The sequence below is a fragment of the Magnetococcus sp. PR-3 genome (genome assembly GCF_036689865.1).
Lineage (GTDB): Bacteria > Pseudomonadota > Magnetococcia > Magnetococcales > Magnetococcaceae > Magnetococcus.
The window spans coordinates 1-8,131 of sequence record NZ_JBAHUQ010000048.1 but is presented as its reverse complement, the minus strand read 5'-3'; the positions used below and the strand labels follow the sequence as shown (position 1 = coordinate 8,131).

Genomic DNA, 8,131 nt, shown 5'->3' with positions numbered 1-8,131 from the left:
GCACACGATATAAAAAAAGCGTGATGCTTAGGCATCACGCTTTATAGGCAAGCTCACCCTCAGCAAGCTTAGGGTTGCAGCTTGACCGGGTGCGAGCTCTTACGAATCGCTTTGGCAATCTGCTTAGCTAAAGCTTGATCTGAAGGCCGGTCTTCCCAGCCATTCACACCACGCCCTTGCTTTAAGACCACAACTTTAACCGTACCGTAAGGCTTGGTACCAGTGACCAAAATATTCAGACGGTAGCGAACATCTGGACGCTTAGGGTCCACTTTCCAATCGGTAGCAACAAACCCACCATTACCATCCGCAACTTTAATTGGCAGAGCCATGACAACCTGTAATGCACCGGCATAGAGCTTCTCACGGCGGACATCAGCCTCCGTTTTTCCGCCACCACCACCTGCAAGGATGCCCTCTTTCCCACCAAATGAGAATGTGGAGTTACTCGGATCTTGGCCAGCATAGGCATTATCCAGCGCCATGGCACCTTCCTCTTGGGCCTCATCCAGCACTTTTTTCTGACCAAACTTAGCCAATGGATGCTTGTCCACCTTGCTTTGGCCACCCCAAAAACCCGATGAACAACCGTTCAACCCAAGACTCAGGGCCACGAGAAGAGCTAAGGCGTAACGATTTCCCTGCATAACTGAAGACTCCTTGATGTGTTCCACAATTGGCGCACATGATTTTGACGCAAAGATGGGCAAGGTAAAAGGGCTTTTGTGCAGAATCGACTTGAGAGAGAAAACTCTCAAATGACATCAAGCTTTTATCTTAATTTTACAAATCACAAAAAAAAGAAAAAGGAGGGGTTTCCCCCTCCTTCTTCAATCACGCTATCAAGATATGTAGGCTTAAATTAGAAAGCCATCTTGATGGAAGCTTCGATGTAGCCAGCGCTGTCTTCTTCGGTACCGGTGGTGAAGTTAGGACCTTCGTCGAAGGAACCGTATGCACCACCAACCATCAGGGTTGTACCCTTGTCGATTTGGGTAGAAGCGAACAGGGAACCAGCAATGGCGGACTCGAACAGGGCGTCAGCTGCAGTCACAGCGCCGTCACCATTCAGGTCTTCTTCAACCAATGATGCATAGTCTACGTGAGGCTTGATGGTCCAGCCACCAGCTTTGATGCTCAGACCAGCACCGATGCCCCACATGTTGCTGGAAGCGTTGGTGGACTTGGAGTTAGCAGTCAGGTAGCTGTTGCCACCGTCAGCTGCTGCTGCCCAAGTACCCAGCAGATCTGTACCACCGGGGCCGCCCATGTCCCAAGTTGCGGACCAACCCATGTTGTCGTCGGTGATGCTGTTGAAGTCTTCACCAGCATAGAAGCCGTATGCACTCCAACCACCGAAGCCAGTCTTACCCTTCAAGCGCAGAGCAGCCAAGAAGTCGCTCTCTTTGAGCTGGATACCAGCTGCGTCGCCGAAGTAGTCAACACCACCATCATAGATCATGGTTGCGGTGTAGTCGATACCAGCAAGTGCGCCAGAAGCGGTCAGAGCAAGCCAGTTACCTTCAACGTTGGACAGAGCTGCACCAGCACCAGCACCACCGGTGGTTGCGCCGCTACCACCATCCAGAGCTGCGAAGGTCAACTGCAGGTTAACGTCAGCAACTTTACCCAAAACGCTGGCTGCGTATACGTCGATGTCCTTGCTGGAATCGTCCAGATCGTTCGTGGCGTGACCTTCGTCAACCTTAACGTCAGCAGCGATTACAGTTACGTCACCAAAGGACTTAGCTACCAAGAAGGTACCGAAAGCAGTAGCGTCGTGGTTCAGCAGGATTTTGTCGTTCAGAGCGAGGGGCATGTTACCCATCTTCAAAGAAACGCCATAAGCCTCAGTCTCGAACCAAGCTTGCTTAACGGTCAAACCGCCAGAAGCCACAGATGAGTCAGCACCCAAAACGTTGGAGTCAGCACCGTCTACGGAACCGTCAACGAAACGAGCTTTCATGTGAGCGTGGGTCTTCTCGGAAGCCTTGTACTCAGAGGTGATCTCGAGACGGTGCATCCAAGCGTTCTTGTCACCATCGTCGGCGCCGTTGGTTACGAAGTCGCCATCAACCAAACCACCATCCACGGACTGAGCGCGGAACATGTAGTAACCCTTCATGCTGATAGAACCAGCTTCAGCAACAGGAGCGAGTGCAACAGTAGCGAGGGCGGCAGCGCCCAAAACCAGACCTTTTTTCATTTTAACAATCCTTCACAAGATGGTAGGAAAAAATTTAACAGACAGAGCAGTTACTAGCATCTATCGGGCCATCTAATGTGTCCCTTTAGCGATGTTTTCAACGTCTGTCACTTTTTTGCGACATAGTGTTGCTTCACAGCAACAGTGACACGCTTTTATCATGCCACCCCTGCAATTGCAAACAAAAAATCTATCTGCAAAGAAGATATCTTGTTCAGGAAGCTTCACTTAAAAGCATTTCCATCATCTTTTCAAGATCATCCATACTTTCATAGTTCAAAGAGATCTTCCCCTTACCTTTGGCATGGGTGATACTCACTTTCGTATCAAACGACTGGGCAAGTCGTTCCTCCCAGCCAATAATGGCTGGATCTTTTTGCCGACCCTTAGGCTTCTTGGTTGTCGCATCTTTGCTACGCTCATCATTTTCTTCCGCTTCAGCGAGCTGAGCTTCGTTGCGTACCAATGCTTCTGTATCACGTACAGATAATGATTCATCAATGATCTGGTTAGCCACAATGATCATAACCCGAACATTATCCCCTAACCCCAAAAGAGCCCGAGCATGGCCTGCACTTATCTTCTCCTGTTCCAACAGCTCTACAATTGGCTGTGGTAGTTGCAAAAGCCGCAACGCATTGCTCACAGCCATACGGCTTTTGCCGATACGTTCACCAATTTGAGCATGGCTATAGCCAAACTCTTGTAAAAGGCGCTCATAACCCCGTGCGGTCTCTAACGCTGTTAAATCTTCTCGCTGTACATTCTCTAGCAACGCCACCTCTAGGGTACGGTTATCATCCCAGTCTTTAATAATAACTGGAATATCCCCTAATCCTGCATTTTGTGTGGCCCGCCAACGACGCTCCCCAGCAATCAGTTCATAAATGGGTTCACCTTTTTTGGCTCCCGCAACTTTACGAACCAAGATTGGCTGTAAGACACCTTGTTGCTTAATAGAGTCTGTTAAATCCTTGAGCGCATCTTCTTTTAGGATTCTTCGTGGCTGGTAGGGGTTAGGACGGATGGTTTCGACAGGTACGGTACGCACACGATGCTTTTCAGCGGCATCAACAGCATCATCACCTAACAATGCGCCCAAACCTTTACCAAGACTCTTCTTATCACTCATCAACTTGCTCCCATCACAACACCAACCTATTGGTTGATGTTTTTGTATCTATATATAAGGCGTTTCAGACATTGGTTTCTGTTTACGCCGTACCCATTGGATCTAAGGAAAGACGTTGCATAAGTTCATTACCCAACTTTAGGTATGCCTTTGCACCGGACGTATCCGAGCCATACCAAAGCACAGGCCTTGCAAAGCTTGGAGATTCCCCCATACGGACATCCCTTGGAATGACCGATGTACAAACAAGCTCTTCAAAGTGTGTTCTCACCTCATTAGCAACCTGTTTGTTTAGATCTAGATTTTTGTCAAACATGGTTAACACAATCCCCAAAACCTCGAGCTCTGGGTTTAAACGCTTACGAGTTATTTGTAGTGTGCGCCATAACTGGCTTAACCCCTCCAGCGCATAAAACTCACACTGAAGCGGTACCAACACATAATCGACAGCCGTAAGGATATTGACTGTCAACATACCTAATGAAGGGGGGGAATCTAAAATAATGACATCGTAATGATCACCAGCCCCCTGCAGAGCTTCACGTAATTTTGTCTCCCAGCCATCTAGCGTAGCTAACTCCACTTCCACACCACTTAAGTGCGGCGTGGAACTGATAAGCGATAGACCAGGAATAATCGACCGTGCCGCCTGTTTCCAACCACAAGCTCCAATGAGTAAATCGTATAGGTGGTTTTCCTGAGCTGTTTTATCGCCCCCCAAACCTGTGGTTGCGTTGCCTTGAGCATCACAATCCACCAACAAGACACGTTGTTGTGCAGCACAAAGAGCAGCGGCAATATTCACAGCTGTCGTTGTTTTACCAACACCACCTTTTTGATTAACGACACCAACCACTTGGGCCATGTCGATCTCCTTCTTTCATTAATAAAAGTCAAACCCAGAACATGATTTTGCAGTGAAAAACCGTCTTATAGATGATTTTTCACTTTTAAAACTGTGTTCTTTAGTCAGTTTGACAAGTACTTTTCTAAAAAACATGTCGAGCGTACTCGGTTATACTCATACGGTCAAGCTTCGTTCTTCCGAAAATGTTTATTTAACAATCTTTAACGACTACCTTTTGAAAATAATTAGCACTGTAGAGGCTTATTCTTTGTATAACTTCTCCCCTATTAACATGATTAGGATTTCTTTATAACAGGGCAAAAAAACTTTTTACTTAAAATAATGTATCGCTTTATGTCCCATAAACTCATGAATCACCTGATCATTTCACATATTAACCACGCTAAATACACAGCAGAAGTTCAAATATAAAGTGAACATTCTAAACACCATAATGATCAAAGGGAGGTAGCAACGTATTACGTTGAAAGATCGTAATAAAACTCGAATAGACAGTTTAAGAAACGACTCTCACTAAAATGAGACCTTTGAAAAAAGCAACTTCACCTCATCAATTGTCTGCTGAAACGCAAAAACAGTAACCCTTGTCGGCAAATACAGACTGTTCATCATCTTGGATCAGGTCGTTGATACATGATTGAATCGCCAACATTGGCCGAGGTCAGCTCGATGCCCCAAATGCGTTTAGAATCCAGATCCACGGCAGCATGGGCCTTGTAGCCGTAGTGAGGTTTGTTCGCCTTAACTGTCCACTTGGCACCGGGATCCTTGGGTTCGGCTTGCTCGTCATCCTGCTTCTTGGGTGGTGGGCGACGATCCGCTTGAATCAGAGAGGCATCGATAAGCGTTCCTCGTTTAAGTATCAACCCCTTCTCTTCCAGTTGGCGGTTGAATTCCACGAAAAATGGAAGCATTTTATGGCGCTCAATCAAACGTTCCCGGAAACGCTAAATGGTGCTGGCATTGGGAACATCCATGTCGCCACTTAGACCGATAAAATGCTCAAAGGAACGGCGATCTGCAATAGCAAGTTCCAATTCTGGATCGGATAGGGTGAACCACTGTTGAAGCAGAAGAGCCTTGAACATCATTAGAGTAGGAAACGGTGGTGCAGGCCGACTGCTCATCAATCTGGGTTAGTTGTTCCGGTTTGCGCTTGCAACGGTATAAATGTTCAATCTCTCCGAAGCTCACTTGCCGTTCCTGGGACATGGCCACCTCCTGAATGCTCAAATGATGGCTTATTTTAACAAATCAGGCCGCAATCAGGAATTTTGCAAAGGTCTCCATACATAGACTGACAAGAGGCTTTAGGTACTTCATAAATCTTTAATTCTACCCATGGCGTTTCCGCTATACAGAACCTAGAAGCACTCACTCTAGCCTTCAAACAATTCACTTTCCTGATACAACCAGACCATAGGATCTCTTAAAGAACTCTTGCAGACCATACCTGCCTTTGTGCGAGGAGATAGCCCAAAAAACCTTAACGTAGCTTTTTTATTGTTTGCAATAAAACACTGTTCAGCGCTTGCTTCTCTAATATGGTGTGTTTTAATCAGGTGATTTTCGGCTCTTAAGTACATTATCCACATAACAAGGTCTGTTTTTTGTTCTTTTAATACTGCCCCTACCTCTCATTACTTCTTATAGCTTTTATTCCATTTTTGCTTTTTTTAATAATGATGGCCACTTATAAAACACCAGAACACATAGAACAAACACGCATAGCTGTCTAGTTTCCCATGCTTTATTTAAGGGATACATGCAATATGAGACTTATATATATTCAGTAAGCTTTAATTCTAGAACCAGACTTTGTGTATCAATAACGGCTCTAAAGAACCTTTCACGTTCAGCACCAGTCCTTATATAGGCTGTCTATATACTGCATATACTCACTTTCATTTCATATTTCTAACTTTTTGATTAAGTAATGGTCAAATTACACCGGATAATATTCGTAGCTCTTATTTAATTATTTCAAACCTTCTTTAACTAATCTTAAAATCAACCATGCATAAGAATCATAAGAGCAACACAAGACATCGCATCACTCTTTAAAAAACAGTGTTTGATAAAGCCCCTTAACACCACAATGATAAACAGATTGATACATCCATACTCTAAGACTGAGCAGTTACAAGAATACTTCAGAATTTCTGTTTCCAAAAGCCTATGGAATATTGAACACCCCAAACCCATCTTTAGCTAGATAGCATCACAGCATGCAATACTCTCGCAACTTTCCATTTATTAAAATCATTTTATAGTTGAGGCGTGGTTTCTTTAAACTCTAATCCAATACTATCTATAGCAACGGCTCAATAGTGATAGATGCATATTTATGCACCACCTGACTTTACAACTTGATTAAACACCAACCTCAATATTTTACTATTAGCTTAAAGCAAGCACCTATAAGAAGAGACACACGAACTCAACAACAATCCACCAACTATACATAGGTAAAATCACATTCACGTTATCTACCCTATTATAGACTACTCATATCAATGAACCAAAACGAGCGCAGACATATTTGATTTAATGCGCCAAAAGACCACGCTTTGTAAAAAACATTTACACACAATTCAAGGCTGAACCTTATACGTCTGGGTTAGCTGCCATAAAAAACCCAAACGCACATAGTTTAGCCCCTACCCTACCTCAACAAATCATTCACTGAACCATACGCACTCACACCACAACTCATACACACACTTCACAGCCATCAACCACTCAGACAACACCAACAATCCGCCTGCTAAGCAGAAAACTCCCTGGAAAATTTTTTTTACTTTATCATTTTTCTGAACGGAATGGGTGGCTGTGAAATAGCAAGTTAAGGTTTTCGATTCAGGAACCCTCAGTGTTCCACTAACAGAAACCACCTTCATGTTGAACCCATAAGCCAGCCTGCAACGCTTAACAAACGGTTAGCCTGCAACCTAACAACAGCCTCCTTTCTCACCACAGCACAAGTCGCGGCACCAGACACGCCCCCCCCAACCCGACTACCGTATACTTACAACACAGAGTAAGAGATCACAACAATCAGCACTTCAAATCCATATCAACGACCTTGCAGAAAACATTACATTAATATCTTACAAGTCTTAACCAGGCTACCCCCTACCACAGATCGGAAGATAATATCTGCAAAGAGCCTGTGCTGACGACAACTTCCAACAAAACACCAACCTCTCTAGGCTATCAGGGTTAATGCACATTACCTGTTTTTGTAATTCACTAAAATTATATTTTTTATCCCCCCCCTACTCACTCACAAAACTTTGCCCCACACCCAACCAAGCCAACTCGACAGCTATTGACTAAGCTTATACAAACCTAAGCTGCACTCACTCAAGGCCTCGCCAACCAATCGGACCAAACAAATACAATACAAAGCTGGTTTTTAAATATTCCGTTACACCCTTTTTATAAAATTCAATTTAGACCTTAGGCACCCCCTAAAGAAACAGACAAAAAAACTGTAAAGACACCTTTAACAAACTTGAACACTCAAGCACTAACGATTCATTAGGGGCATTCAGACACACTTTCTTTTTCTGAACTTTTCAGCCCACCTACTCTATACCGTAAGCATGGAATACTTTTATAGCCATGACAGCCCTCTCAAACACCTTCACCTCAACCCCACCAATTAAATTTACACATATTGGCCCAACCGACCAACCACACATCACCCACAGAACCCAACCTATATATACTTTCAACATGCTGGTTTATTTGCTTTGCACCCTTTCTTCAACACTCACCCAAGCCTAATCTTTTAAAAAACCCAACAAATCAACCACACAAACATCAGCACAGGAAACCAACAAAAAATAATGGGACATGGTGGGACATGGTGGGACATGGTGGGACATGGTGGGACATGGTGGGACATGGTGGGACATGG

At 44.5% G+C, this 8,131-nt stretch carries 6 protein-coding genes; all 6 read right to left on the bottom strand.

What is annotated here, in order from left to right; genetic code table 11:
• Positions 1-68: 68 nt before the first annotated feature.
• Positions 69-647 carry a DUF3576 domain-containing protein gene (locus V5T57_RS19535; RefSeq protein WP_332892948.1) on the bottom strand — a complete coding sequence of 193 codons (579 nt, stop codon included), beginning with the start codon at positions 645-647 and terminating at the stop codon, positions 69-71.
• Positions 648-862: 215 nt separating this feature from the next.
• Positions 863-2,206: a hypothetical protein gene (locus V5T57_RS19530; RefSeq protein WP_332892947.1), complete on the bottom strand. Its 1,344-nt coding sequence runs from the start codon at positions 2,204-2,206 to the stop codon at positions 863-865.
• Between the two features lie 214 nt (positions 2,207-2,420).
• Positions 2,421-3,338: a ParB/RepB/Spo0J family partition protein gene (locus V5T57_RS19525; protein WP_332892946.1), complete on the bottom strand. Its 918-nt coding sequence runs from the start codon at positions 3,336-3,338 to the stop codon at positions 2,421-2,423.
• An 82-nt stretch (positions 3,339-3,420) separates the two neighbouring features.
• Positions 3,421-4,203, bottom strand: coding sequence for a ParA family protein (locus V5T57_RS19520; RefSeq protein WP_332892945.1), 783 nt, complete (start codon positions 4,201-4,203; stop codon positions 3,421-3,423).
• A 611-nt stretch (positions 4,204-4,814) separates the two neighbouring features.
• Positions 4,815-5,120, bottom strand: coding sequence for a transposase (locus V5T57_RS19515; protein ID WP_332892944.1), 306 nt, complete (start codon positions 5,118-5,120; stop codon positions 4,815-4,817).
• A 33-nt stretch (positions 5,121-5,153) separates the two neighbouring features.
• Positions 5,154-5,333: a transposase gene (locus tag V5T57_RS19510; RefSeq protein ID WP_332892943.1), complete on the bottom strand. Its 180-nt coding sequence runs from the start codon at positions 5,331-5,333 to the stop codon at positions 5,154-5,156.
• Positions 5,334-8,131: the final 2,798 nt, after the last annotated feature.